Here is a 26,785-nt window from a genome sequence, read left to right on the forward strand (position 1 = left end):
TGCCATTGCATCGGGTGACAATGCCATTGCATCGAGTGACAATGCCATTGCATCGAGTGACAATGTTATTGCATCGAGTGACAATGCCAGTAAACAGTCAACGGTTAACAAATTTAAGTAGGATAATTTATTTTTATTTTTTCAAGTTCCTTAAGCACAAGCTATAGACTCGGAATCTTTATGACTACGCACTCAAAAGCTTAGAATAGCAATATCTGATACGCCTGGGCGGAGTGTCTACCATCAGCGGCATAGTATGGTGTCATCATCAGAAACTAATCACCAGTCTGTTGAAAATTCTCACACAAAACTAGATAAGTTTTTAGTTTGTGGGCTAGGAAGTTTGGGTCAGCATTGTGTTGCTATCCTTAAAGAGTATGGTGTTGTTGTTAATGCGATCGATGTAGAACAACCTAAAAATTTACAAATACGAAATTTATTAAATTTATTAGAAAATTTATTCATCGGAGATTGCCGTGAGGCGAGTGTTTTAGAACAGGCAAATATTATTCAGTGCCGAACTATCATTTTAGTCACTGGGAATGAACGAGTAAATATAGAAGCTGCGTTTGCAGCAAGGCTTTTAAATCCTCAAGTTCGTTTAGTCATACGTTCTGATAAACAAAATCTCAATCAACTTTTAAGTCAGACTCTTGGTAATTTTATTGCCTTTGAGCCGAATCAAATTTCTGCTTCTGGCTTTGCTATTGCAGCCCTTGGAGACGATCATCTTGGCTACTTCCAACTGGAACACCACCAATTTCGGGTAGTCAAGCACCAAATTAAAATGCATGATAACTGGTGCAATAAACTCCATATATACGAACTCAATACTCTACATCGTCGGGTATTACATCACGTTAATGATTCATCTCTTTTCTCTAAAGAATTTCATCAGTGGGAACCAGAAGCAAAATTACGCCCGGATGATACTATTATTTATATTGAAGTTAAAGAGCAGCTTCAGAGTTTGAAAAAAGTTGCTGTTAAGTCTCAGTATAATTGGCAGCAGTTATGGCAAAAAATTGCATTGGGCACAGCATGGAAGAATTTAAAACAGAAAATTCCATATTTCTGGCGACAATTAAATAGTTCTCAAAGTTTGCGGGTGGCAATAATTTGCGGACTTACAGTACTTTTTCTTTGGTGTCTTGGAACAGTTATTTATATCTTAAATTATCCTGAAAGTAACATAGTAGAAGCATTTTATGGTACTGCTGTTTTACTTTTAGGAGGATACGGAGATTTATTTGGCGGTATTAATTTTAGAACCCCACCAGAACAAGCAGAACAGATGCCAGGTTGGTTGCGATTGTTTAGTCTGGGACTAACTTTAACGGGTGTAGGTTTTGTTGGGGTGTTATATGCATTGCTCACTGATGCTCTCTTAAGTTCAAGGTTTCAGTTTTTCAAGAGTTACCAACCATTAATACCGCTAAAAAATCATGTTGTACTGATTGGATTAAATCGAGTCGGTCAAAGAGTTGCAGCTTTATTAGAAGAATTTAAACAACCTTTAGTGGGTATTAGTAGCACAGCACTCGACGCCGATTTTTTCCACAAAATACCACTAATTATTGATAGTATTGCCGATACTCTAGGCAGAGTGAATCTTGCTAATAGTAAAAGTGTGGTTGTAGTTACAGACGATGACATGGAAAATTTGGAAATAGCTTTGATGGTACATGCTCAAAGTCCTACAACTCGTGTGATTATTAGGACTTACGACCGAAATTTTCGTGATAATGTCGCGCGGTTATTTCCTTATGCTCAAGTTATTTGCACCTCTGCTATTTCCGCAGAAGTTTTTGCAGCTGCGGCTTTTGGAGAAAATATTCTTAGCTTGTTTAACTTTGATGCTCAAACTATTTTGGTAGTTGAGTACACCATCGAAGCTGGTGATACACTCAACGGATTACTCTTGGCTGAGGTTGCCTATGGTTATGGAGTTGTGCCAATTTTATACCAAAGCCTGAAGCGATCGCCAGTCAAGTTAATGCCTTCTGATAATATACAACTTGCTGTTGGCGATCGCCTCATCGTTCTAGCCAATACTAATAGTCTTCAGCGCATTGAGCGGGGCGAAATGTTTAAGAGAACTTGGCAATTAGAGATTGAGAAAGCATTAGCTCAAGATGCTATTTTTGATGGCGCTAACGAAATAAGTATAATTTCTGGATGTAACATCGGCACAGCCAGAAAGTTGATGGATAATTTGCCTGGACAACTACCAAAAGCATTATATAAACAACAAGCTCTGCGCCTAGTGCGGAGGCTAACTAAATTAAGAGTTACAGCTCGGTTGAAACCCATTTTTGATGATCCAGATCGTTAAATTCATCTTGTCAGTTAAATATATAATGTATGACTAGAGACAGATGCAATTTTTGATCGTATTTTGTTATCTTTGATGCAAAATAAATCCTAAAAAACCGAAAAAGCAAGATCCTAATTCAATGATATTTTCACGAGTGCAGGGTGAAAGCCGTACATATTGGAGAGGTTTTCTGCATCATACTATCTAATTTTAGCTAGATACAATTAAAGTGTGGCTTAATCAATGCTGTTTTCTAGAAAAACCCTACAGCATTAGCAGGAGAGCGAAAATATGGGAAATCAATTCAAAACAGCTGCTTTACTAGCTGCACTAAGTGGTCTTTTGATAGCAATTAGTTACTGGGTAATTGGTGGTAGTAGTGGCTTATTAATTGGAATCGGCTTAGCAGCAGTAACAAATCTGTTTTCCTGGTATCAATCAGATAAAATTGCCCTTGCAGTATATCAGGCACAACCTATCAGTGAAAGGGAAGCACCGGGACTTTATCGAATAGTGGAAAAGTTGTCTCGTCGTGCTAATATTCCTACGCCCAAAGTTTATATTGTTCCTAGCCAAAGTGCTAACGCCTTCGCTACAGGCCGCGATCCAGAACACGCTGCTGTTGCTGTTACTGAAGGTATTTTGAATATATTACCAGAGGACGAACTCGAAGGTGTGATCGCCCACGAATTTACCCACATTATTAATCGTGACACCCTGACACAAGCGGTTGCTGCCACAGTAGCTGGGGCTATTTCATTCCTAGCACAAATGGTGAGTTACAGCTTATGGTTTGGCGGTGGTTCACGAAATGACAACAGAGGTGGAAATCCTTTGGGTGTTTTATTAACAGTAATGCTTGCGCCATTGGCTGCAACAATCATTCAGCTAGCAATTTCACGCACAAGAGAGTTCTCTGCTGATGCTGGTTCTGCTAAATTAACTAATAATCCCCGCGCTTTAGCTAGAGCGCTACAAAGGCTAGAAGCTACGGCAAGACAGATGCCTTTAAACGCCAATCCAGCTTTCGAGCCATTATTAATTATCAATTCCATCTCTGGACAATTTTTGGGTAACTTATTTTCCAGTCACCCTGCTACAGAAGCGCGAGTTGCAGCATTACTAAAATTAGAACAACAACTGACAACAAAAGCTTAATTAGTCATTAATCATTGCTCATTTACTAAGGATAGAGGACGAATAATTAATCAGTACGGAGTGCAATTCTGATTCGAGAGTAAGCTTTGCAATTAAGGATGTTTTAACTATGAATTCTAACAACATCGAATCCATTGAAGCTACATTTGTTGAATCTACTGAATCCACCACAGTAATTGTAGAAATCAGTTCTCAAACTGATGAATTAGTGGAACTTGAAATGGCTGGTGAAAGTGATGAAGTAAAGCGCGAAACCAAAGCACTGATTGAGGCACTAAGAAGACGCGCTCAAGCTGAGGCTGATTCCGCAGGTACTCTCACCCGCGAAACTTATTTAAATGCTGTGCGTCGAGCAAGAGAATTGATTGAAGGGAGAAAAGTTATGGAACGCGATCGCGTTCAGTTAGAAAATGCTTGGGCGATAATTCAAGATGAAGCTCAGAGAAACTGGTACTTAATGATGAAAGATTTAGTTGACTTTAATTATCGCCTACAAAAAGCTGCCAAAGCTGCTTGGGATGCCTTCAATCACCCTTACTCTCAAAATTAAATACGGTGATGCGATCGCAAATCAATGTAGGGTAGCACAGTTAGCTGTGCTACCCTATTGTGTTTTAGTATTAACCTACCAAACAACTTCAGCTAAACTCAATAGAATAGAAATTTATAGTTTACTCTAAAGCTTTCGACCAGTTACAAAAAAAGTCAGATTTTCATACCAAGATCCTTGCTCGGTCGCTTCTGCTTCAATTTTTTGACGATACTCTGTTTTCAATTCTGCCATTTGCTCTGAGGAAACCTCTAACAACGGATTTTCTTGAGGATGAAACCAGCCTCCATTCCATTCTCCAGCTTGGTCTAAATTACGGTAGTAACCTAGTTGTTGAATTTTCACTTCAATATTTTCAAAACCAGCTTCTGCAAGCAGGTGGTGGCATTTTTCAGGTGTACCTGTTGGCTCATTAATACTCGTCAGTGAAATGCCATGTTTGCCACAAATTTCAATAATCAGTGGCGTTCCACAAGATTCTTCAGAGCAACAAGAAAAACCGACGATTCCTCCTGGTTTCAGGTAACGATACCATTTCTGTAAAGCAGCAGGAATATCTTTAAAATATACTATTGCTGTAGAACAAAGAATAACATCAAAACTTTCATCATTAAAGTCAATATACTCAGCATCAGCTTCTATTAGTTCAATATTTTGTAAGCCTAACTCTTCAATTTTTTGTTGTGCTTGAGCTAGCATCCCTGAAGAAAAATCCACTGCAATTACTTTTCCTTCAGAACCGATAAGTTGTGCAGCAGCAATGGCAATGATACCTGTACCTGTTGCCATATCCAATACTTTTTGTCCCTTTTGCAGTGGGACTAAATCTAGTAAAGGGAGAGCGCGATGAATTGTGCGATCGTTATCGTAGGTAGTTCTGCTATCAAAGAAATCAATTACATTTTTCTTATACTGTTGCTCGTATTGGTTATTTGGCATAAAATTCTCATTTTAGACTGTTGAAATATTAAAATAAATAGTTGCTAAAAATTTTTATTAGTGCCGACTACACCATAAATAAGTGATGTAAATTGACATTTACATCACTTATTAAAAACATAGGTTGTGGTGTGAAAGGGTAGAGATGATGGAATCAAAATTGTAAAGAAGAGTTTTGCTCTGTTATTACCACTAGACAATATTAAGTTCTAGATCATTTCCATCTCTTTCAAAATTGTATTTCTCATTACGTGATGGTGGCTCAAATAAGACAGGATTGAAACCAGAACTTAAATCACCATCGTAAAGAATGTATTCGTTTTTAAACGCTTGAGTTTTACCTGGTTGCAATGTACGTTTTTTGATTCCACCAGGTTCATCCCAGCTGTAATAATTTACTTTGTTATTTAGATTGTTAGTGATATCAAACCCGCCGGAATTTATAGATGCTTCATAATCACTTAATTCAAAGAATAAGTCATTATTGCAACTATCTGAAAAAGTGTTTGTATTTTTATCGTTGTTTTTCATAGTTGAAAAATTCCTTTGACAGAAGCTATCACTTTTATATAAAATAAAAGATTTGCTTTAATTAGTCTTTAGTTATATTGTCACCTTCTTTGTGATGGTGCAACATCTTTCTGATGGTGGAAGAAATATCGTTTAATTTATATACGACGACTCATTAATTTATTTTCATTAGCATTAGCTGATTGCTCAATTTGTTCAATTGATGCACTTAACACAGTCATATATTATTTTTAGGCGTAACTCTGGATTAAAAAAAATCAAAAAGGTGGGCATTACCCACCTAGCTAATTTATCCTTTGACACACATAACTTGCTTGAGCGTTGCTACAACTTCAACCAAATCCGCTTGATTTGCCATCACTTGTTCTATGGGTTTATAAGCACCGGGAATTTCATCTAAAACGCCAGTATCCTTCCGGCATTCTACCCCTTGAGTTTGCTCAATCAAATCATCAAGTGTATAGACATTTTTTGCCTTATTTCTAGACAATAAACGACCTGCACCATGAGAACAAGAACAAAAGCTGTGGGCATTACCTTTACCCTTAACAATGAAAGACTTTGCCCCCATTGAACCAGGGATAATGCCATAATCTTCTGTTTGGGCGCGGACTGCACCTTTACGAGTAACGTACACATCCTCGTCAAAATGCACTTCTTTTTCAGCGTAATTGTGATGACAATTCACCTGCAATAAAGGTTTAGTAGCCTTTCCACCTGCGACATGCTTCTCGACTATGTGCTTAAAACGCGCCATCATCACATCGCGGTTGACACGCGCATACTCCTGTGCCCATTGTAAATCGTGCCAGTATGCTTGAAATTCTGGCGTACCAGCGACAAAGTAAGCCAAATCAGGGTCAGGTAATTTTTCACCTGCCATCTTGGCTAATTCCTTGGCTGTGTTGATGTGACACTGAGCTAGATTATTGCCAATGTGGCGGGAACCGGAATGCAGCATTAACCAAACTTGATTTTCTGTATCGAGGCACACTTCAATAAAATGATTCCCTCCACCCAGAGAACCCATTTGTTTCATCGCTTTGCCTTGGAGGTCTTGTACACCGCGATGCAAGTCTTTAAAATCATTCCACTTTTGCCAGTTAGTGATAGATTTTTCAACGTCTTTGTTTTCGTTGAATCCTGTAGGAATTGCTGCTTCAATATCTAGGCGGATTTTTTTGAGTTTACCTTCTAATTGTTCAGCGGTAAATGGCGTTTTGATAGCACTCATACCGCAACCCACATCTACGCCCACAGCAGCAGGCATAATCGCTTCTTTGGTTGCTATTACAGAACCAACTAAGGCACCTTTACCTAAGTGGACATCTGGCATTAAAGCTACGTGCTTAAAGACAAATGGCAGCGATGCCACATTCTTTGCCATCTTGGTTTCTTCTGGCCCCAAAGCGTGATTCGCCCAAGATAAAACGGGTGCTGGTGTAGTAATTTCTAACTTTTCGTAGGGCATAATTTTTTATTTTGGATTTTTAATTTTAGTTTTTAGATTGGTGATTTGGCATCAGGTAGGCAGGAGGCAGGAGGCAGGAGGCAGAGGGAGGACAGTAAACTCCTCAGTCAACACTATCAATGCCCAGCTTAGAAAAACCATCTTATATTACAAGTGTAGTATAGTCCGGGTTTAAGCGTCAGCCCGATCGCCACACAATGAAAATATGTATTAAAATTTGTAAAGAAAATAACTATGATTAAAACATTCTTTACACTTTTTACAGACCTATGGCAGTGCGTCAAGATACAATCTGGGAACGTTTTTTATCGCCTGTAGCGCGTTTTTTCATTGATGAAGATGGGTTGCGGCGTTATCAACAGAGTATTGATTGGGAGAAAGAAGGCGATCGCTTTCGACGAGCTGATGTCATAATTCCATCGTACTACAGCAGCCAAAATTTTCACGGGATTAAGGGCGGATATCTCACCTCCGATGCAGCGGTGACTTACGACCCCATAACCCAATATGTTCTGCCGCCTAGCGAAACTGTTGTTCGTCAGGCTTTAATTGATGCTGTGAAGGTGAAACCACGACGCATACTTGATTTAGGTTGCGGTACGGGTACCACTACTTTAATGTTAAAACAGGCTTTTCCGGAGGCCGAAGTTATTGGTTTGGATTTATCACCTTATATGTTGGTAAGGGCAGAAGATAAAAGCCGAACTGCTGGTTTAGATATAGTCTGGCGACACGGGAATGCTGAGAAAACTGGTTTGAGTGATGCTTCCTTTGATTTGGTGACAGCTTCTTTACTATTTCACGAAATACCAGATGCAGTGTCACTAGCAATTTTGCAAGAAAGTTTCCGGTTGCTGGTAACTGGAGGACAAGTGTTAATTCAAGATGGCAATCAAAAGACTCTGCGTCAATTAGAATGGCTCAATGACCTTTTTGAAGAACCATATATTCGTGAGTATGCCAATGGTAGCGTTGAAGCGAATATGGGTGCAGCAGGGTTTGAAGCAGTGCGAAGCCAAGATGTCTGGTGGATAAATCAGGTAACTAGCGGCATTAAACCGATAACATCTGAAAATGTCCGCCAATATGCTGCAACGTCAATAGACACCACAATAGATAATAATAATTTGGAGGAACTTGGATCGCCAGCATTTGGCATAATCGCATGAGTTTAAAGGCAGTTCTCTTTGATTTTAATGGTGTCATCATTAACGATGAGCCAATTCACCTGCAACTGATAGATGAGATTCTCATTCAAGAAAATCTCCAACCCCAGCGGGTTGATGAGCGTCAAGCTTCTTTAGGACGCAGCGATCGCGCTTGTTTTAGTCAACTACTCGCCAATCGTGGTAGAGTCGTTACAGAAAAATATTTAACTCAGTTGCTGCACCGCAAAGCCCAAGCTTACGCACTAGAACTAGAGAAAATAGAGAAACTGCCTTTATACGCAGGTGTAGAAGACTTGATATTTCAAGTGCGATCGCGCAATCTGAAATTAGGATTAGTCAGCGGTGCTATTCGCAAAGAAATAGAACTGGTACTCAATCGGGCTAAACTGGCTGAACATTTTAAAATTATTGTGGCGGGTGATGACATCACTGCCAGTAAACCAGAACCCGATGGTTATCTACTGGCAGTGAAACATTTAAACCAAGAATATCCCGAATTGAATCTTCAACCGCAAGAGTGTCTAGCAATTGAAGATACACCAGCTGGTATTCAAGCAGCAAAGCGATCGCACATGCAAGTGGTGGGTGTAGCGAATACTTACCCCTTCCACATGCTTCAGCGCTGCTGTAACTGGACTGTCGATTACCTCAGTGATTTGGAACTCGAACGCGTCCAGGAAGTTTATTCTCAAAAACAGTCCCAGCCATCAGTAACTGAATGATAGAATACTTATTGGTGAATTGATTAAGGGGAATTAGCTCAGTTGGTAGAGCGCTGCGATCGCACCGCAGAGGTCAGGGATTCGAGTTCCCTATTCTCCATACATCCTACCCCTAATAATACCTTAAAATCTAAGGTGTGATCTCTCATCTGTCCTAAATCTGTCATAAATTTACACCAGATGCGATCGCTGTTTGGATAATCTTAATGGTTTTTAAGATTCCAATAATTATGGTAGTTTTCACCATAATTATTTAATTTTGTACCCTGGAAGTATTAATTTGTCGTAGAAAAAACATCAAAATAGATAAATTAACACTGTTTATAACAGTATTAACTTATATTATTTATGGTGAATTTTACTATATTTTATCATTATCGATATAATTAATAATATATGCAATCACTTTTTTCACTTTTAGCATTAGCAGGGTTATCATTTTCGGAAGATCCTGAGATTAGTGAAAATTTTATTAAAACAGATGATTCCAATTTAGTTGAGGGTGATTTTTGTACCCTTTATATGGTTGAGAAAACTGTTTTTAATAAAATTATTTTGGAAAATAATCAGGAATTTTCCTCTCTAACATTATCCAAAGGTGTTTTCCTATCGGGGAATATTAAAGGGTATATTTTAGAATCAGGTAAAGTAATAGCATTTTTTAAAGAGAATTAAAAATATATTTATGGCTCAATCAATAGTAAGAATTGCTTTAGAGTGTGATGCTTCACAAGCAGAAAATAAACTAAATAATTTATCAAAAATTGTTGAGGGTAGTTTAGGTAAAGCTTTCCAAGTAGCTGCCTTTAACTCTCAATTAATGATTAAAGGGTTAGAAGTTGGTATCAATGCTATTACTGGTTTTGTTGGAAAACTAACCGATGGTCTAAAAGAAGCATCAGCTATTCAACTTGAGAATATTAACGTGGCTGGTAATTTAATGAAACTTACGGGCCAGAATTATGCTCAAGCAACTGAGTTTATTGATGAATTCTCTTCCAAAATGTCTGTAATAGCTGCTGCTTTACCTGGACAGACAAGCGATTATGTTGATTTTGGTAAAGCGATCGCTGATGATGTCATCCCAGCACTTAAAGGTGTAAATGGTGCATTAGACATCAATAAACTGCAATCAGAATTACAAGATGTTTCCAAATTTGGTACTTTACTTGCTCAATCAGCAGGTGTTCAAAGTACTGATGCTGCTATGGCATTGAGTAAATTTTTAGGTGGTACAGCATCTAAAGGTGAACTAACCCAATTAGATTTTTATCAGAAGAACACTACATTTAGAAATGCTTTATTTTCAGAGATTGATAAATTGGGTAAAGATGTTAAGAAATTAACTGTAGAACAACGTTTAGAAATATTTAAAAAAGCTGCAAGTATTCCTCAAGAGGTTTTGAATGCTCAAACTAAAAGTTTAGCTGGTTTAACAGCTGGATTTAGTTCTAGTTTGTTCGATCCTCAAACGGGTTTATTCGGATGGATGCGAGATTTAAATCAAGATATTAAAGGTAATCAATCAGCTTTTAGTGCTATTCAAGAGGGTGTGTCAGCATTAATAGGTGAGAATGGATTACTTAATGCTATTGGAGGTACTTTAAAAGCATTAGGGTTTGAAGCGATCGATCCTATGCTTGCTTTGAGAGATGTCATTACAGGTGTGAATTCAAAAATTAAATATCTGCGTGACACTTTAAATAGTTTTTTAAATATAGGTCAGGATAGTTTAACAGGAAGCGCTTTTAAACAATCTGCTAATATCCAGCGATCGCAAGGTGAGAGAGAGGATAAGTTAGCTAATGATTTAAAATACTTTTTTGAAAAAACCTTTAATTTTGACGGTTTAGGTCAAAAACTTGCATCAATTACTAATAGTTTTTTCGATCAACTTTCTAACACGAATTGGGTAGCAGTTGGGGCGATCGCTGGTGAAGGATTAGCTAAATTTTTAAATGAAGCTTTTAGATTCATCAATAATATTGATTGGGGCAAGATAGGAAATGCTGCTTTATCAATAGGTAGTGGTCTGTTTATTGGTATAGGGAAGTTTTTAACTACCCTTGATTGGATCGGTATGGGGCAAGCAGTAGGAGTACTTTTACTAGCTGCTACTGGTGCGGCGGCTGCTGCTTTAATAGCTCCCGTAATAGCTGGTGTTGGGGCGATGGGTGCGGCGATTGCTGCTGCTGTTGTTGGTTTTACTTCTGCGGTAGTTGCAAATTGGGATAAACTAACAAACCTTGCTGTTAATTTATGGCAAAATGTTGTTAATGCTGTAAATGGTTTTTTTAATAGTATTGTTGAAAAAATTAATTCATTAATTTCTAATATTTCAATCCCAGGAATACAGCAACCACAAACAGCAATTACAGCACAACCTGGATTAACTCAAAACTTTGCTAATGGTAATCCTGGGATGTTGGAAGCTTTAATTAGAGAAAATAGACAATCACCACCTGGATCAAAACCTATTATCGCTAATAGTTCAGAGGCTGTTCTTACAATTGATCAACAGAAAAAATTATTAAGTAATAGTGGTGGGTTTACTTTTTCGGGTACTATTAATATCCAAACCGCTGCTACAAATGTAGAGGAAATAGCCGATCAATTTATAAATGTAATCTCCAAAAAATATGAAAGATATAAATTGAATATGGCTTAGGGATAGTTAATAAAAAGTAAATAGTTATTTTTTGTTAAACTTAAAGTAACTGTTTACTTTTTATTTATAAATATGAGTGGCACACCTTATATAAAAATAACTTTAGGTAAGATTGGTAATGTAAAATCAGAAAGTTTTACTATTGGTGATAATCAATTAGTAAGTGCATCGGTGCAATTAAATGAGGGATACGCTTTAAGTAATTGCGAGTTTAGTGTAAGAGATCCTAAAAAAGAATTACTAGACAAATATTTAGCTTATATAGAATCTGTTGATGGTTTGGATGATTTTAGAGATTATCCAGATACAACTAGTTACCCAGAAATAAATCAAAACCCATCACAGGATGAAGCATTTATTACAGGTGAGACTAAATTAATCTTTAATTCAACTAAAGGAACTGTTTTTAATGATGGGATAGGATCGCAAGGGAATAGATTAGATCCTACAAATAACTTTGGATGTGCAATGAGGTATAACAATCCTGCGGCTGCTAAACAGTTTGGAACTGTAGGGATGATTAATTACCTCAACTTTGGCGATCGTGTTAAAGTAACTAACCCTGCCAATGGTAAAAGTTGTATTTGTACTGTACAAGATTGGGGGCCAAATCCATCCTTAGCTGATAGAGGGATTGATCTATTTACTAAAGCTTTTAACTATCTAACTAATACAACAGGATATCAAGCAGCATTAAATATTGGGATAATAAATAACTTAAAAGTTGAATTAGTCAGTAAAAGAGAACCAACAGTAATTACCACTGCTAAAACTTTAGAGCAAAAGAAAAAATCAGAAGAAATAGTAGCAAATAGAAGTAAGAGTAAAGCACAAGCTACTACATCTAAAGATAAAGTCTTATCTACAATTTCAAGCGCAAAAACACCTAAACAAGAATCTTTACCAGAAGCTAAAAGTTTGTCAGGATGTCAAATTACTGTAGAATTAGGTTTTAATGGACAAACCATCTCTGCATACAGCTTTATACACACCAGTTTAAGTTTTGATTTTTTTAATCCAGACCTTTTAACTTTTGGTGGTAGTTCAGCAGTTTGGGTAATGGCACAAAGAGTTAAAAATACTGCTTATCAGAAATTGACCTTTAAGAAAGTTGCAGAAAAAATATGTAAATCTTATGGAATGACATTAGAGATGTCTGAAACTGGCCCTTACTATGAATACTTCCCACAACAAGCTAAGTCAGATTTAAAATTTTTAGCTGATGAGTGTAACAGGCTTGGGTTTAGAATGCAGACTGTAGGGAAGAAAGTAACGATCGCTGCAAGGTCTGAAATCTTAAAATCTAAACAAACCTTTACTTTAGAGTATGGGATAAACATGGGATTAGATTTCAACATTTCCCATGAGGCTAGTAGTAATAGTGGTGGGGCGCGATCAGTTAAATCAAATAACTCAACCGGGGAATTAAAATTTGAGATCGATCCTGATACAGGAGAGATTAAGCAGCAGAGAAGGGAAAATATTAAGGGGATGGGTGCTGATAGTGTAGGCACTGTTTCTGGGAGTTCTAGACCACTGCCAACACCTAAAACTGATGGTTTGACTGTTGATATGGATAATCAGCGCAAATCAAGTGAAGAGAGGGTTAAGGGGATTAAGGCTAGTGCTGATTTTCCTACTGATGCTGAGGCACTGATTTTAACACCCGATACACCATTTAAAACAAAGGGGATATCTAAGACAGCTGATCGATTTTGGGTAGTTGAGTCTGTTGAACATAATTTTGAAAGTGGTAAGTTTAGTACATCTGTATCACTATACTCACCACTTAAAAATAAAAATCCTACACCTAAAATTAATAACCCAACTTCTATCTATTCATCTAATGCGAATAACACACCACTTCAAAGTAATTTTGATCCATCAGCACCTAAATTTATTAGGCCAGTTGGTAAGCAATTTCCTATCTCGTCTCCTTATGGCCCAAGGGGAGGGAGATTACACGCTGGATTAGATATAGGATGCCCAGTTGGTACACCGATCATTGCTTCAGCTAGTGGTGTAATTAGTAGTGTAATTACTGGTTGTAGAGTAGGGGATAAAGGATGTGGTGGCCGCTATGGCAATTTTATCAGTATCTCTCATAGTGGAGGATGGGAAACAAGGTATGCACATTTAAATAGTGTTTCTGTTACTGTGGGTCAACAAGTTTTACAGGGACAGCTAATAGGGACTACTGGCAACAGCGGATCGAGTACTGCACCACACGCACACGTAGAGATTAGGAAGAATGGGAATAGTTTAAATCCCTTAAAATTTTACCAATAATAAAAACCGTCAAGTAGTTAATTAATTACTTGACGGTTTTTATTATTTATGCGATCGCTTTTTAACGCAGTTTTAATTTAATCGATCCTTCTTTTAATTTTTGGGATAGTTCTTTTATGTACTTTGGTTTAGTAGTAGGTTCCTCAATTTGAGTTTCTTTAAAAAACTTACTACCAAAAGAGCTATTTTTCCAATCAGTTACTAATTGATTAATATTAGTAAGGTCAAGATTTTTTAGATCATAATCTTGCCCAAAAGCATTTACAGCCAGGTGTGCATCGTCTACACCTGCTTTATATAAAGCATTTCTTACTGATTTTTTCTTTTCTTCTAACTTGAAATTATCTAATTCAGTTTTCAGATTAGTAATTTCTTGTTCTAAATTCATATCGCTCATTTTATTTTTACCTTAATTTTTTAATTTAAAAATCTAAACCTATTCTAACTAAATTCCATTAAGAATATTAGTAATTACCCATTTCTTTAAATCGGCACACCATGAAGCATAAATAAAATTACGTTTATATGGTTCCAAATTTAAATTTAATAAAAGATTTTTTGGAAGGATAAAACCACTACCTAAATGTAAGTTTTTTAATCCTTCGTTATCTTGGATCACTTCAATAATTATTCCCTCCCCATCAAAGGGGAGTAGACCATTATAATTTCCAACCTCACCTATATAATTTAAAGTGCGATCGCTCCCTACTGATTGAGTTAATCTCAGTTTATATTTTGTGGGTTTAATTGATATGTGACCATGATTAAAAAATATTTCTTTGAAATCTTCTAATATTAAAAGATTTATTGGTAAGTCCATAATTTAATAATAAATCCTTATATCTATAGTAGCAGATCCACTACTTAAGATTGGAGTTTTTATAGCTTTGAATTATTTCTTCTACTACTTCTATTGGTGCGCCATCAACAAGCACTAATTCAATGGGTGTGGTTTTGTTCACCTGCAAACCCTCTGCAACTGCTTGACCTACTGCTTGAGCAATAGCACTTTTGTAAGTTCTGGCATGGACTGTGTAAAGTTTACCAGCGATCTCAACTGCTAAATACATAATTTAATATCGTTGGGATAAAACCCTTACCAGTATTAGGTTTAGATGATTTTTTTAATACTAAACCGTTGGGAAGTTTATATTAAGCAACGGGATAAAACTTAATAATGGTAATGGTTTTAGCTATTTTTCACTTAATTTATGCAACGCCCATAAATCAAAACTACCCATCATTTATTTAAGTGGTGGGTAGTTTTTTTTAATCCCTAATAGGGAGTAGTGAAAAGTTAAGTTGTGGAGTGCCAATATAAGTTTTGTTTCAATCCCTCATAGGGAGTACAACTAAACTTTTCACATTTTACTATTAAAATCCCTTGACTGCACGCATAATTAAGAATTTACCTAAATCAGAATTCCATCGTGCTGTTACAAAATCTCGCTTATTTGCAGTAGTAGTGAGTGTAATAGAGGCAATATCAGTACCAAAAGCAAAAGCACTACCCCATGTTACAGTCCTTGATCCATTACTGTCCTGAATAATTTCAAATGTTACTTCTTCATTATCAGCAGGTGTAGGGCCAACATAGTTAATTGTCCTAGAGTTACCTACAGCAGCAGTAGTTAATAACTTATATTTAGTACCGTTGCTGTCACCAGTCAGATTAAACGTAACAACTAAAGCATCTGTTAAAGTGACGTTAGTTAAAAGTGCAGTCATGTTTCTAAAAAGATATTTTATCTATTTTAACTTTTTAATTGTCGCAAGATGTCACCCTTAGATTTAAGTGCGATATTAAACGACAAATAGCGATCGCTTAATTTAATTAAAAGTGGTGATTAATTTACCAAGGAATAATAAACCTAGTTAAATTTAAGTTTTAATTTACCAAGGAATAATAAACATAGTAATATTTTCACCTCCACTTATAGGTGGAACTCTTACTATATAAGCATTCCTTAATCTGCATCCCTGCTGATTATGTTTTATTTTAAATCAACAGTTTCCCGACAATCACCGGAAAAGACTACTGTGTAAGCTTTCCTTAATCAGCAGGGATGCAGAGTCTTAAATCAACAGTTTCCCGACGATCGCCGGAAAAGACTACTATGTAAGCTTCCCTCCGACATGAGAAAGGGTTTCACTAATTGAAAACCTTGATTTTACTGAGTTCCTCATTTATGTGGATTTCAATTCATTGTAAAAACCTTACTGTACAAGCTTTCCACAGTAAAGTGAAAGGTTTTGGATGGGTACGGTAAATTGGTTAATAAAAGCTTGAAAGTATTGGTAATACGTTGTTTAACGGGTTCGGGAAATTGGGTAAAAAAAGCTTAAAAGTATTGGTAATACGTTGTTTAACGGGTTCGGTATCAGCAATCAAAGTTCATAAACATAAGTAAGTATGTTACCTTCTATCATGTAGGATGAATACATACTTATACTTACATTTGATAGAAGCGATCGCGGTTATGTCGCAAAATGTCGCCGCTTCCGAGATTGCGAAAGCGGATATTTAACAGGACTTTGATAGGAGCGATCGTGGTCATCTTTAAAGGTGACAAAATGTCACGACTAAATTAAAAATTTTAGGGTGTGCCAAAAGTGCGCCAAATTTTTTTAACTAATGCAGATAGGCAGAAACGGGATAAATTGATCAAACTTCGGAAAGTTTTTAAACGCGCTTAAGTGTTTATCTTAAGGTTAAATGAGTTAAGTATTTAGGTATAGATGAGAACCTATATACTGATGAAAAAGGGCAACTAAACCCAAAATCCGGGTTTAGATCCCATATAGATCTAATAGATCAAGAAACTAAACCCAAATCAGTTGATCAAAAATCAGCCGGAATAGTTAAACCAATTTCACCAAAAAGATTTATCTCTACTGCGCTGATTTTTCCCACCTACCCCTACTGACCACCTCAACCAACCAATCAAGCGATCGTTTTTTCGGAAGCGTTACCAAGCTAAAATTCTCGCCAACTCGTGAAACTTCCTATTAGTAATCGTTTCAGTGGTTTTTAATATGGTTTCGCCAACACGTTAACTTAGTTAAGTGAACTCCCTTAACCTTAAGGGAGTTAAGTAATTTTAAGTATAGTTAATTACTGATTAGGGTTAATTTAGTACTTAAATAGTGTAAAAACGCCATATAAAGATATAAAAACATATCACTTTTACACTATTGATCAAAAATCAGGCCGGAATATTTAAATCAATTTCACCAATAGAGATTTAAACTCTCGCGCTGTTTTGCTCCTCCCTGCCAAGCGATCGCATCTTAAACAGTTTATTTATCCCCATCTCCGGTTAAAACCGGAGATAAAATTAATTGCTCACCAATGGCAAGCGATCGCACTTTCCCATGAGCAAGGAACCTAAACAGACAGAATTCACCCTGTCCAAAACGACTAGAAAGTTACCAGAAAGCTTATTACATATAGACTTTTCTAAGCTGTCAAGACTTGAAAACCCAAACAGGGTGAATTCTACCTGTTTTAAGTACAACGTAAAATATGATGTTTAATTTCTCAAATGGGAAATTAAACATACTTAACCCGTTGCATTAATTTTCAGGTGCGTCCCTGAAAAATCTAAAACCATGATTCTTACGTGAGATTTAACGAAGTAATCATGGTTTCAGGTTCGTCCCTGAAAGTTAACGAAGTAATCAGGGTTTCAGGTTCCTCATGATGCACTAGTAAGAGGTTTCAAACCCTTGCTAGGTAAAGGGTTTGAAACCTCTTTTCAACTTATTCTAGTTTTTCATGATGCCACATTAATGTGGATCACTGTGGAAGTGCGATCGCTTCTATCGGATTCCAGATAATAATCTGATCGGCATCGTTAAACACCGGATCGCACTTTACAACTATTCCAGCTACTTTATTAAATATTCTGCCAATTGGCTGTAAAGCTTACTACATAAGTTTTACATCTACTTTATTTAATATTTCCCGATTGGGTGTAAAGCTTACTACATAAGTTTTCCAGCTACTTCCACCATTGCCGGAATTAACCTGTTTTTATATTTTTAATTGAAAATATGTAATTTTTATAACTTAAGTATCTGTATATGTCCGTGGCAGTTAAATTAGGATCAAAAAGCTTAAAACCTAAGTATAGTAACAATTATTCAAGGCAGTTAAAAACTTATATTATTAAATTATTAGTCTAAATTTATACATTGCCGTTATTATTCTTATTACCATAACTCATAACTCATAACTCATAACTATGATCTTATGGATTGCGGAAAGACCCGGATAAAATCGCTCTTAAAGGCATCTGAAATTGGTTTGATGATACCTTTGTACCTTAAACCTACCTAAGCTGTCTAGAATCGTCTGCTGAGTGTGGTAGGTAAGGAGTCAGGGTAGGAGCAAACCAGCGCGAGTAGAGATAAATCTTTTTGGTGAAGTTCTAAACTATTCCGGCCTGATTTTTCGACAAGATTATTTTTATTAGATCTATATAGGATCTTGTCGAAAATTATGTATTAATCTTGTCGAATTAGTATCTAAAAATACCCAACCATCCCTTAAACTTTAACCTTTCCTTAACCTGAATCTAAAACTCTCAAATCATCTTTACCCGTAATTATTCCTTCCCCATGATGGGGAGCGATCGCGCTTAAACTTTATCCCTGATTATTATTCCTTGGTAAATTATTCAATTTTAAGTGCCAGATTTATTTTTAAGTGCGATCGCTCTCCTAAACCTGATTAATTTACGAAGGAATCATAATCTTAGTTAAATTTAAGTCTGATTATTTTATCTAGGAATAATAATCAGACTTAAATTTATGTTTTATTTTATGGAGGAATAAAAATCAGGGATAAGGATTATTCCTACCAGAGTAAAGACGGTACTTTCAATACTTGAATCCGTGGCAGAATTTGAGGTTAGAGATGCTGAAATACAGACAGTACAAGGGTTAAGAACCGCGACACTTATTCCATCATAAAGTTCGTCATCCAGATTAGTTAAAAACTCATAGGACATAGCGAAATTGAAAGTAGAATAGCTAAAACCTTTTACCAGTACTGGATTAAGCACCATAGCAGACTTAACCTAGTACAAAGTTCGTCGCGGAAATTGTCACTAAAACGTCTGAAACCCTTACCAGTACTAGATTAAGTTCGTCGCAGTTTAAATAAAGAAGGACTGGGTTATGCTTGGCGCACTTTAATGTTATAAAATAGCTGAAACCCTTACCAGTACTGGGTTAAGTTCGGCGCACTTTAAATAAATTTTTAATATCATAAGGTGCGCGGAAAACTAATAATAAAATTTCTTAAACCCTTTACCAGTACTAGGTTAGAGGGTGGCACATCGTTTTTAATTACCTTAAATTTTGTCCCGCACCTGAAACCCTGATTATTACGTTAAATTTAACGAAGTAATAAGGGTTTTAGACTTTTCAACACCGCACCTGAAACCCTGATTATTATGTTGAATCTAACGCACCATAAGAATTACCCAGATAATTGATAATTTCTAGAATTTAAACCAAAAATAAAATCACACTCTACAGGATTAACTTAAACTCTAGAGTGTGATTTTATTTTATGCGATCGCATTTCCCGAACAGATTTTTGAAACTACATCTCCTAAGCCATCTAAAGGATATATGTATGTAGAAAAATTTGTAATAATCTTTTATTTATTTCTGTTAAATAGCTTCATTAAACAATGATAATTGTTCACTGTTATCTGATTTCCTTTCCGCAGATTTAAGAACCTCAAGATTGAGTGGAATATCGAGACGTTTATTATTTTGCAAAATATCTTCGATAGTCACTATCTGAAGACATTGATAAGATCTACCCATTACCTTGTGATGATATACTCCACAGCTATTTGCTTCTCTCACCATCTCAGATGTAGGTTTTTTGAGAGTAATAAATACACTTAGTACTGCATTTTCACGAACCATAGTCCCATGTAAATCACGAATGTCACGGGAACTAACATTACCTGATTTAACTTGTAAAACAATTTTTCTGTGACCTTCGCCTTCCTCTAAAAAGTAAGCTAATCCATCTATACCCCTATCAGCACCTTTTTTATTATTAATAATTGCACGATTATTTGAGTAGGTTAAAATTGCCCACTTTTCAAACTCTTTGCGTATACGATCATCCTGACGGTTAGCTAAAGCCACAGCAGATTTCATGTCTTTAGGAATTCCTGCAAGTTGAATTTGACTTAATACTTCAGAACCGTGAGAGTCTTCGAGTCTTTTAAGGATTAAGCTAATACTTTGATATGTAATATCAATTCCTATCCACTGTCGGTTGAGTTTTTGAGATACAGCTACAGTAGTCCCACAACCACAATAAGCATCTAAAATAACATCTCCCTGATTACTACTTGCTTTAATAATTCTTTCTAAAAGTGCTTCTGGTTTCTGAGTAGGATATCCAAGGCGTTCAGGATCGTTAGCATTTAGACTATTAATCAACCACCAATCTTCAGGAACCTTACCTAAAGGATTTGGTTTATATATTTTATTTGTCCCTTTATGTTTACCCCACATTGAAGCATCTTTTCTACCTATACCTTCAGCTTGATAAGGAATTCTAATTTCATTAGTATAAAAAAAATATTGACTTGTTTTTGAATATCTTAAGATAACATCATGTCTTCTGCCAAAATCTTTCTTTGGTGTCCCACCTCCTCTATAACACCAGACAATTTCATTTAAAAAGTTCCCTCCGTTAGGGCAAAATACAGAATCTATTATTAGCTTTAAATAATGGCTTGATGTGGGGTCACAATGGAGATAAAAAGAACCTGTAAGCTTTAAAACTCGATGAATTTCAACTACTCTAAGAATAATACTAGTAAGATAAGCTAGTAAACTTCCTTTTCCTAGTACTTCTTTTAATCCAAGAATTAAAGCTATACTTTGAGATGTGAATTTCCCCTGGTAATTGTCAAGAATTTGACAATAACCTTCTTCTGCAATACTATTCCATTCCCAAGTATCAACAAAAGCTTGTGCTTGTGCTTTATCTTCTGTACCAATATTATTATATATCTGGTTGTAATTGCGCTTAGAGTTAAAAGGCGGATCTATATAACATAAGTCAACAGACTCGTCTCTGATATATTTACGTAAAACTTCTAAGTTATCACCATAGTAAAGATGATTCATAATGGGTTGTCAACATTTATTTTTTGACTTAAGATAACCTCACATTTATTCATTTCATAATAGTAAAACTACTTAGCAAATACATTTCAGTAAACTTACTAATAAATATTTTTAAATTAATAGATTTCCTATTTGCTATATAAATTTTTACTAGTAAGTAACAGCGTTGGCAACGCCAATCATTTTCAAGTATTTCTTTAATTTATTTAAATTTATATGTACAGAGATTTATTCAAAAAATCTCAGTAAGATATCAGTATTGCTTATCTACGTGCTTAAGTATTTATAAGAATTTGCTGGGATGCTCAAGGTTAAAACCTGATTCTTAAGTTAATCTTCACGATGTAATAAGGGTTTCAAATTGGCAAGTGACGCACCCTCAAACCTTGATTATTAGGTTAAATTTTACGAGAGAATCAGGGTTTTAGATTGGCAAGGGACGCACCCTTACTGCACCTAAAGTAAATCTGGAAAGCTGCACTTGAAACCCTTATTATTGCGTTAAAATTTACGAAAAAATAAGCTTTTTACCTTACTAAGGACTGCATCAGTTTAGCGATCGCCCCCAGACGTCAAGATCAAACCAAGTTTATTAATTCGTGTAAAAAAAAACTTAAAAAATGTTCCAAACTACTTAAAATGACTGTTTTTGGTGACTAGATCGCCGATTATTTTTATATAAAAAAGATCAAAATCAGTGATCTGGTCACCAAAAACAAAAATCAGCGCGATCTTTCTAAGTACAGTCATAACTTTTTTTTGAAAGTTCTTTGTTTTCTGTCCGGCCTGATTGGTTAGTTTGCGCTCATTCAGATTTTAGATTTAAAAGTTTTAATTGTAATTTGCAGAAGCTATCGCCACCAATTCCGCACTTAAAACCCTGATTCTATCCTAAATATAAACGTAAGAATCAGGGTTTCACTCGTCCAAAGGACGCACTGTTTAGCTTCGATATTGAAACCTGATTATTTTACTGAGGAATAATAATAATCAGGTTAACGTCTACAAGAGTGTAAGCTAATTATAGTAAGGCTTCGAGCTATTAGCACCTTTCAGTTTTGGCTTATTCATATCAATGTGAATTCAGCAAGATTAGTAAAAAATAAATTCTTTTGATGGATCTATAGGTGGAGAATTTGAAGACTTACGATCTGGAGGGTTAGGTTCCTTCGGCCACTCAAAAAACCATTCGCCCTGTGCCAGTTGCGTAAGTCCTGTAATTTTCCATCGATACATGGGTAGGGATTAAATTTATTAATTATTTCTACCATAGCAATCGTACCAAAATAGCCAAATAAAAAATATTAACATAATCATCATAAAAATACCACCAAAAAATGGCATATCAGGATCATTACATAAACCCCAGATTAACCCAATAAGTAAAACTATAAAAAATATAATAAACAAATTTGAATTAGGATTACAAGAATAAGTTAGTAAAAAATTAACAAGCATAAAAATTATAAATCTCTATTTTTGATCCACATTTTAAGTATTCCCATAATTTTTACAAAAACTATATAACGCTCCAAAAAACAGTAGAAATTATTATTATGACTAAGTTTTCAGTTCGACAAACCCACAACACCACAGGTAAAAAAAACCATAATCATCATAGTTAAATTTGAGTGATCACTCTTGGGGGTTAATCTGGGGTTGAATGCTTTACATTACCCGATTACCTTACAATCCCTTAGAAGCAGCTATCTGTCGCAGATTTTTTACTATCTCATGCCCTAAATCTTCATGCTTGTTTTCCACTAATATATGCTCAATCCTCTGCCGTTCTACAGCATTTCCATCAAGGTAAAAATTAAGCAATAGTTCCACAAACAGGTTGTTGTTATTAATTACTTGGGTTATCAAATCGTTGATCATTGTAATCACCATCAGACAAAGCGATGCACGTAGAATATACTCATAGCGCAAAATACGGTTTTCGTCTAGACGATGGCAAACGCTCTTACCCAATAAGCAAGTCACTAAACGCCTCAAGTCCTTGTGTGTTCGTTTCAAACGATCCAAACGATCATTAAAATGCCAGATTAATTTACCAAGGAATAAAAATCGTGGAGAAATTTAAGCGATCGCACCATATTTTTATTTATTCCTAAATTTAAATAAAAATACTGCCACAATATAGTCAGTGGTAGAATTTTTATTTAACGTTCGTGCTTATTTAAAATAATTTTTATTCATACTCTAATAATTCAGATAAAGATGCCAATTTAAAATAATCACCTAAAACCTCAAGAGTATGATTATCTACTCTTGTAAATTTATTTTGGCATAGTCTATTAATAGATGTTTTAGCTATACCCGTCTCTTCTGATAATCTAATCTGACTGATGCCTTTAGTTTTAATAATTGAGTTCAATTTACAAACAACTTTAACCATTTTTCAGATCCTTTAAACATTAACTAAATCCTATCATCTTTACCCAGCAAAGGTTTTAAAATAATAAAAGATTATTTATTATTAAATATGTTAAAAAATTATCTACACGTGGTATCACTTCCGCTACTATTGTGTTATATTAAAGATGTGACGTAAAGAGAACACATAAAGACGTAATAAGTCAAAGACTTTCTAGGTTAGTTGTTTTTAAAGTTCTTCTAAATCACTAATTTAAAAACTAAAACTTAATAAGTTTATGAGTCAAAAAAGAATTGTATTAGATGGTGCTTATGTTGATCAAGCAGAAAAAATAATGAAAGAGATTGGTGTTTTTACTCTCTCCCAATTATTCACATTACTATTAGTTAATTATGGTGGGAGATTAGTTACAGACTTAAAAAATAAATAGAGGGTGTAATAATAAATACCCACATTAGACACCAATTTTAGTTAACCTGATGTACAAATTTGAATAAAAATCCTAAATAGATGTTGAATCAATGTCAAATGATAGTTTTTTTAACGGTGATTCAGTAGAGATTTTACTCTCTAGAGAACAAGCAGCAGAGATTTTAAATATTTCCCGCCAACAACTTTATCACTACATCAAAGCAGGATCATTATTTTTGGATACTCTTAAACGCTTCCGTACTGATGATGGTGGAATTAGTAAAGTTGAGAAGATCACAAATTTTGATATCCCCATTTTGAGAAGAATTCAATACTACTTTAGGAAGCATGGGGAAAGAAAAGCAAGAGTATTAATGAGTCAAAAACCAGAAGATTTTTATAAAGGTGAAAACAATGATTATTAAAGAAGCCGCAGAATTTTTAACCGCTACCACTGGACAAACTGTTACTACTAAAAAGTTAGTTGCACAACTTGAAGCTAAATTTCCTGGGAAAACATTTAATGAAAGTTCTGAAGTACCAGAAGAATTTGTAGAGCAGATTGAAAAGGTAGTAGAAGCAAAGAAACAACAGGATCAACCAGTTGGGAATATTTCAAAAGCAGATCCTAAAAACTTAACTGAAGCGATCGCTGATGTTAGGAATCATCAAGATTTAGTTACTCAGGCTATTTATGAGGCACTGAACGATCAAGAAACTATTCTGATGATTCAAAGAGGTTTCAATGACGGTTTAAAACTCATTAACACCTATGAAATAGCTAAGAATCAAGTAGTGAACAAATGGGCTGAAAATCAGGTAAATAAACTGGATGATGAATCACAGAAATTAGCTTCTGAATTAGAAAGCTTGATGATTGAAAGGGCATCTAAGGAGCAAGCAAGCCTGGGAAAGTTCACAGTTTTGAACCAGCAAGCAAAAGGAAGATTGAAGAATACCCAATCATTCCTCAACAGCATTATGGAAGTAATTTAAATGTGAAAAAGTTTTTACGCCGAAACAAAGTAAATATTATTTTTGGGATTGGATTTTTAGGTTGCTTGTTTGTCTCCCAAGATGCAATTAAAGCTAATATCCAATCTGCAAACTTAGTAAGAGAGAAAGTACAGTTTAATGTCAGTCAGGAGAATTTATTAAGGGCATCTCAGCAACATTCAGAGGCAGAGGCAGAGATCGCAGAACAAAGATACTCAAATGGATGCTATTTAGTTGAGGGTGACTTGATTCAGGGTGAACCAGTCTACAACCAAAAAACTAAAAAAGCACTGGTGAGAGGGACTATAGTATGCGATCGCAAAGGTAATACAGGGAAGCTTGTACCAAGAGATTTTGATCGAGATGGAAGATTAAATGCAGTAGTAGGTGAACCTGCTTTTACTGGTAATCCTCCATCATTTGATAAGAAAAATACAGATCAAAACACCCAAATAGTCAGATACACCAGATAAAAAAATAGTCCTTTGAGTTAGTCAAAGGACTATTGGCACAATCAATCAGAACCTTGAAAAATGAATACAGCAACGAATAAAAAACAGAAATCTTTTTCATCTTCTACCCTTGTGAATGCTCTTTATTGGGTAGTTGCAGCACTGGTACTATTTTTTATGTACCTAAATATCCAGCCTTATGCAGTTGGAGTTAGATTAATTACTGGAAATGGGATCAATCATTCTTTCATTATAAATTTAATTCTGGATATTCCGATCATTGGTGGTTTACTTGGTTTATTCATTTATGGATTTAATTGGATAGTAGGTTTTTTATTGTGGGCCGCGATTCAAACTATTCAATTATTTCCCATAGTTTTGAGACGCGATCGCAGATTTATGCAATCAGTAATATCGGAGTGCGATTCCCATAGTAAGTACCAAATTAAGGAGAATGATGATCCAGCTTTAAAAGCACTAAAGAGATGGTACAACAAATTCCCAGCTTTAACTATTTCTAGATCCCGTACTGCTGCTTTATTTGCTTATGTGGTAGATTTTTCAATCTGCATGATGGTTTACCCTCCAGTTCAGGGTGGGTTTGATGATTTAATGTTTGTGGTGATTACAGGGCAAGTTAGCAGGATTGATTGGGGAAATGTAATTAAGCTTTTACTCACTATTTTTATAGTTGAGTTATGTGTGAAGTTTTTATTTTGGCTTGCCCAGATAAAATACTATTTCAAAATGTCGCAGAGATAAATTAACTAACCCACCCCCCATTTAAATAATTAGTTGGGGGTGGGTGATTTTATTAAATTAATTAAAGGTGTTTAAAATGACTAATTTTGATGATTTAAGCATTAATGAATGGGAAACGATCGCGTCAGAACAAATAGATAATGATGGGATTCAGTTTATTGTGATTGGTGGTGCTGTGTTTAGTTTTGGTGTTGCGGCTGTAACTGCATTCCCTCCTGCTGGTTTTTTAACCGCAGGGTGGATATTGTATCAATGTTTGAAAAAAATACAAAACACTAATCGAAATGATGAAGCAATAAAGCAAGGATATATTGCCCATACATTAAAAGGTGATCATTTTGAACAATATAAAAACCAATTTGGGGAACAGCAAACCGCTTTAGAAATTGATAAAGCACTTAAGCGCGGGTTTTGCGCTACTAATGATGCAGAAGATTTTATAGAGGAATTTAACCAATACCCAATCACCAATCACCAATACCCAATAACCAATACTCAGTTAAGCGATCGCCCCAAACATGATAAATATAAAGCTTTCCGTGATGTAGGATTAGAGATTATCAAGCAGGCCGGCAAACCTGGTAAGAGTAAGGCACTTGTCGCACCCTCAAGAACAGGAAAAACCACAGTACTTTACTTTATGCTCGATCAGGCTTTTCAATTACACTCTGATTTAGAGGTTTTTGTCTGGCAGGGAAAAGGCATTGAACCAATACACCCAAACATACCTAGAAAAAACCATTATAGCGGTTATCAGTCCAGTTAAGTACACTTAGGAGAAAGCAATTCTACTGATA

At 35.5% G+C, this 26,785-nt stretch carries 25 protein-coding genes and 1 tRNA gene; 16 read left to right on the forward strand and 10 right to left on the reverse strand.

Annotation, left to right across the window (positions count from 1 at the left end; translation table 11 throughout):
• Positions 1 to 256 precede the first annotated feature (256 nt).
• The 3 genes from ACM0OY_RS32080 to ACM0OY_RS32090 all read left to right on the forward strand — a co-directional run bounded on the left by ACM0OY_RS32080 (position 257) and on the right by ACM0OY_RS32090 (position 4,025).
• Positions 257 to 2,335, forward strand: a complete 2,079-nt coding sequence (locus ACM0OY_RS32080; protein WP_414572809.1) for a potassium channel family protein — start codon at positions 257 to 259, stop codon at positions 2,333 to 2,335.
• A gap of 273 nt (positions 2,336 to 2,608) precedes the next feature.
• Positions 2,609 to 3,475: a zinc metalloprotease HtpX gene (locus ACM0OY_RS32085; RefSeq protein ID WP_414572810.1), complete on the forward strand. Its 867-nt coding sequence runs from the start codon at positions 2,609 to 2,611 to the stop codon at positions 3,473 to 3,475.
• A 109-nt stretch (positions 3,476 to 3,584) separates the two neighbouring features.
• Positions 3,585 to 4,025 carry a hypothetical protein gene (locus ACM0OY_RS32090; protein ID WP_414572811.1) on the forward strand — a complete coding sequence of 147 codons (441 nt, stop codon included), beginning with the start codon at positions 3,585 to 3,587 and terminating at the stop codon, positions 4,023 to 4,025.
• A gap of 126 nt (positions 4,026 to 4,151) precedes the next feature.
• Here the strand turns inward: ACM0OY_RS32090 and ACM0OY_RS32095 are convergent, their stop codons facing one another.
• The 3 genes from ACM0OY_RS32095 to ACM0OY_RS32105 form a co-directional block, all read right to left on the reverse strand.
• A complete protein-coding gene (locus ACM0OY_RS32095) occupies positions 4,152 to 4,964 on the reverse strand; it encodes a class I SAM-dependent methyltransferase (protein WP_414572812.1) in 813 nt (270 codons plus the stop codon).
• 192 nt (positions 4,965 to 5,156) lie between these two features.
• The gene (locus ACM0OY_RS32100; protein ID WP_414572813.1) at positions 5,157 to 5,495 is read right to left on the reverse strand and encodes a hypothetical protein; all 339 of its coding nucleotides are present in this window, start codon (positions 5,493 to 5,495) and stop codon (positions 5,157 to 5,159) included.
• A gap of 289 nt (positions 5,496 to 5,784) precedes the next feature.
• The gene (locus tag ACM0OY_RS32105; protein ID WP_414572814.1) at positions 5,785 to 6,966 is read right to left on the reverse strand and encodes an RtcB family protein; all 1,182 of its coding nucleotides are present in this window, start codon (positions 6,964 to 6,966) and stop codon (positions 5,785 to 5,787) included.
• 269 nt (positions 6,967 to 7,235) lie between these two features.
• Between ACM0OY_RS32105 and ACM0OY_RS32110 the strand changes: the two genes are divergently transcribed.
• The 6 genes from ACM0OY_RS32110 (at position 7,236) to ACM0OY_RS32135 (ending at position 13,814) form a co-directional block, all read left to right on the forward strand.
• Positions 7,236 to 8,135, forward strand: coding sequence for a class I SAM-dependent methyltransferase (locus ACM0OY_RS32110; protein ID WP_414572815.1), 900 nt, complete (start codon positions 7,236 to 7,238; stop codon positions 8,133 to 8,135).
• Positions 8,132 to 8,857 (forward strand): HAD family hydrolase, encoded by a 726-nt coding sequence (locus ACM0OY_RS32115; protein ID WP_414572816.1) that lies wholly within the window; start codon positions 8,132 to 8,134, stop codon positions 8,855 to 8,857. The genes ACM0OY_RS32110 and ACM0OY_RS32115 overlap by 4 nt, the downstream gene beginning before the upstream one ends.
• Positions 8,858 to 8,884: 27 nt before the next feature.
• Positions 8,885 to 8,957: transfer RNA gene (locus ACM0OY_RS32120), tRNA-Ala, on the forward strand.
• Positions 8,958 to 9,253: 296 nt separating this feature from the next.
• Complete coding sequence (locus tag ACM0OY_RS32125; protein ID WP_414572817.1) at positions 9,254 to 9,532, forward strand: hypothetical protein; 279 nt, start codon at positions 9,254 to 9,256, stop codon at positions 9,530 to 9,532.
• A gap of 10 nt (positions 9,533 to 9,542) precedes the next feature.
• Positions 9,543 to 11,525: a hypothetical protein gene (locus ACM0OY_RS32130; RefSeq protein ID WP_414572818.1), complete on the forward strand. Its 1,983-nt coding sequence runs from the start codon at positions 9,543 to 9,545 to the stop codon at positions 11,523 to 11,525.
• 72 nt (positions 11,526 to 11,597) lie between these two features.
• Positions 11,598 to 13,814 (forward strand): peptidoglycan DD-metalloendopeptidase family protein, encoded by a 2,217-nt coding sequence (locus ACM0OY_RS32135; RefSeq protein WP_414572819.1) that lies wholly within the window; start codon positions 11,598 to 11,600, stop codon positions 13,812 to 13,814.
• 61 nt (positions 13,815 to 13,875) lie between these two features.
• On the opposite strand, the gene ACM0OY_RS32140 is transcribed toward ACM0OY_RS32135, so the two are convergent.
• The 4 genes from ACM0OY_RS32140 to ACM0OY_RS32155 form a co-directional block, all read right to left on the reverse strand.
• Positions 13,876 to 14,211 (reverse strand): hypothetical protein, encoded by a 336-nt coding sequence (locus ACM0OY_RS32140; RefSeq protein ID WP_414572820.1) that lies wholly within the window; start codon positions 14,209 to 14,211, stop codon positions 13,876 to 13,878.
• Positions 14,212 to 14,259: 48 nt separating this feature from the next.
• The gene (locus tag ACM0OY_RS32145) at positions 14,260 to 14,634 is read right to left on the reverse strand and encodes a hypothetical protein (RefSeq protein WP_414572821.1); all 375 of its coding nucleotides are present in this window, start codon (positions 14,632 to 14,634) and stop codon (positions 14,260 to 14,262) included.
• Positions 14,635 to 14,674: 40 nt separating this feature from the next.
• On the reverse strand, positions 14,675 to 14,884 hold the full coding sequence (locus tag ACM0OY_RS32150) for a hypothetical protein (RefSeq protein ID WP_414572822.1): 210 nt from the start codon (positions 14,882 to 14,884) through the stop codon (positions 14,675 to 14,677).
• 304 nt (positions 14,885 to 15,188) lie between these two features.
• Positions 15,189 to 15,542: a hypothetical protein gene (locus ACM0OY_RS32155; protein WP_414572823.1), complete on the reverse strand. Its 354-nt coding sequence runs from the start codon at positions 15,540 to 15,542 to the stop codon at positions 15,189 to 15,191.
• A 1,535-nt stretch (positions 15,543 to 17,077) separates the two neighbouring features.
• On the opposite strand from ACM0OY_RS32155, the gene ACM0OY_RS32160 reads away from it, so the two are divergent.
• A complete protein-coding gene (locus ACM0OY_RS32160) occupies positions 17,078 to 17,206 on the forward strand; it encodes a hypothetical protein (RefSeq protein ID WP_414572824.1) in 129 nt (42 codons plus the stop codon).
• Positions 17,207 to 19,499: 2,293 nt separating this feature from the next.
• Here ACM0OY_RS32160 and ACM0OY_RS32165 read toward each other — a convergent pair.
• From ACM0OY_RS32165 to ACM0OY_RS32175, 3 genes are all read right to left on the reverse strand, one after another.
• A complete protein-coding gene (locus tag ACM0OY_RS32165; RefSeq protein WP_414572825.1) occupies positions 19,500 to 20,987 on the reverse strand; it encodes a DNA methyltransferase in 1,488 nt (495 codons plus the stop codon).
• Between the two features lie 1,686 nt (positions 20,988 to 22,673).
• Entirely contained in the window at positions 22,674 to 22,973 is a 300-nt protein-coding gene (locus tag ACM0OY_RS32170) for a hypothetical protein (RefSeq protein ID WP_414572826.1), read from the reverse strand.
• A gap of 208 nt (positions 22,974 to 23,181) precedes the next feature.
• Entirely contained in the window at positions 23,182 to 23,388 is a 207-nt protein-coding gene (locus tag ACM0OY_RS32175; RefSeq protein ID WP_073640833.1) for a helix-turn-helix domain-containing protein, read from the reverse strand.
• Between the two features lie 256 nt (positions 23,389 to 23,644).
• On the opposite strand from ACM0OY_RS32175, the gene ACM0OY_RS32180 reads away from it, so the two are divergent.
• The 6 genes from ACM0OY_RS32180 to ACM0OY_RS32205 all read left to right on the forward strand — a co-directional run bounded on the left by ACM0OY_RS32180 (position 23,645) and on the right by ACM0OY_RS32205 (position 26,754).
• Positions 23,645 to 23,797, forward strand: coding sequence for a hypothetical protein (locus tag ACM0OY_RS32180; protein WP_414572827.1), 153 nt, complete (start codon positions 23,645 to 23,647; stop codon positions 23,795 to 23,797).
• Between the two features lie 91 nt (positions 23,798 to 23,888).
• Positions 23,889 to 24,203: a hypothetical protein gene (locus ACM0OY_RS32185; protein WP_414572828.1), complete on the forward strand. Its 315-nt coding sequence runs from the start codon at positions 23,889 to 23,891 to the stop codon at positions 24,201 to 24,203.
• Positions 24,193 to 24,774 carry a hypothetical protein gene (locus ACM0OY_RS32190; protein ID WP_414572829.1) on the forward strand — a complete coding sequence of 194 codons (582 nt, stop codon included), beginning with the start codon at positions 24,193 to 24,195 and terminating at the stop codon, positions 24,772 to 24,774. Before ACM0OY_RS32185 ends, ACM0OY_RS32190 begins: the two co-directional genes overlap by 11 nt.
• Positions 24,775 to 24,776: 2 nt before the next feature.
• A complete protein-coding gene (locus ACM0OY_RS32195; protein ID WP_414572830.1) occupies positions 24,777 to 25,247 on the forward strand; it encodes a hypothetical protein in 471 nt (156 codons plus the stop codon).
• 60 nt (positions 25,248 to 25,307) lie between these two features.
• Positions 25,308 to 25,988 (forward strand): hypothetical protein, encoded by a 681-nt coding sequence (locus ACM0OY_RS32200; RefSeq protein WP_414572831.1) that lies wholly within the window; start codon positions 25,308 to 25,310, stop codon positions 25,986 to 25,988.
• Between the two features lie 76 nt (positions 25,989 to 26,064).
• Positions 26,065 to 26,754 (forward strand): hypothetical protein, encoded by a 690-nt coding sequence (locus tag ACM0OY_RS32205; protein ID WP_414572832.1) that lies wholly within the window; start codon positions 26,065 to 26,067, stop codon positions 26,752 to 26,754.
• The last annotated feature ends 31 nt before the right edge of the window (positions 26,755 to 26,785 follow it).

The organism is Nostoc sp. CCY 9925, from assembly GCF_963920935.1.
Taxonomy (GTDB): Bacteria; Cyanobacteriota; Cyanobacteriia; order Cyanobacteriales; family Nostocaceae; genus Nostoc.